The sequence below is a fragment of the Trabulsiella odontotermitis genome, from assembly GCF_001188485.1.
GTDB lineage: Bacteria > Pseudomonadota > Gammaproteobacteria > Enterobacterales > Enterobacteriaceae > Trabulsiella > Trabulsiella odontotermitis_A.
The window spans coordinates 1-692 of the sequence record NZ_JNGH01000051.1 but is presented as its reverse complement, the minus strand read 5'-3'; the positions used below and the strand labels follow the sequence as shown (position 1 = coordinate 692).

Annotated in this window: 1 protein-coding gene; it reads right to left on the bottom strand. The window is 61.1% G+C overall.

Features of this window, described 5'->3' with window-relative positions:
* Positions 1–692 (bottom strand): autotransporter outer membrane beta-barrel domain-containing protein (locus tag GM30_RS03775; RefSeq protein WP_155483914.1); only part of this gene is annotated, 692 nt, incomplete at both ends.

Here is a 692-nt window from a genome sequence, read left to right as displayed (position 1 = left end):
CCGAGACGATCGTGCAGACGATGGTTAAACAGCGTGTTGGCCGCCGCGATGTTGCTGATATAGCTGCCCGCTTCCGGGCGAAGCGCGTCACGTGCGGTCGGATCGACCACTGGTGGTTTAATTGGGTCAATCGGATCTACCGGCGGCGGTACCGGGTCGTCCTGCGGCGGGGTCACGTCACCTGTCCATTTACTGGTCAGATACCAGTTTTTCGCCGCATCTCCGGTACCTTTTGCCAGCGCGTAGACATAGGCCCCGGCCTCGACAGTCCCGGTGGTCAGCGCGAAGTTACCGGCTGAGCTTCCGTCTACTTTCACCAGCTCAATACCGTTGACGGTCTGCGCCCCGGTGCCACCGACATTATTGACGCTGACCCGGGTGTTACCCGCCGTGTCGCCGTGTACTGTCAGTTTGTCCGTCGCGGAGTCATCACCCCCGAGCGTGGTGTTGAACGCCAGCAGGCCATCGTTGCCGGTATAATTGCCGTTAACGGTCAGCTGATTGCCCGGCTGGCCGTCTTCACGGGTCAGCAGAACGGAACCGCTGTTGGTCAGGTTGCCGCCCACCGTGAAATCGTTCATCTGCATCGTACCGCCCTGCATGACGTCGATATCCCCGGCGGTACTGCCGTAACCGGTAAACGAAGCGCCGTCGTTGACGTTCACCAGCCCGCTGGCCATCGCCACCGCAGA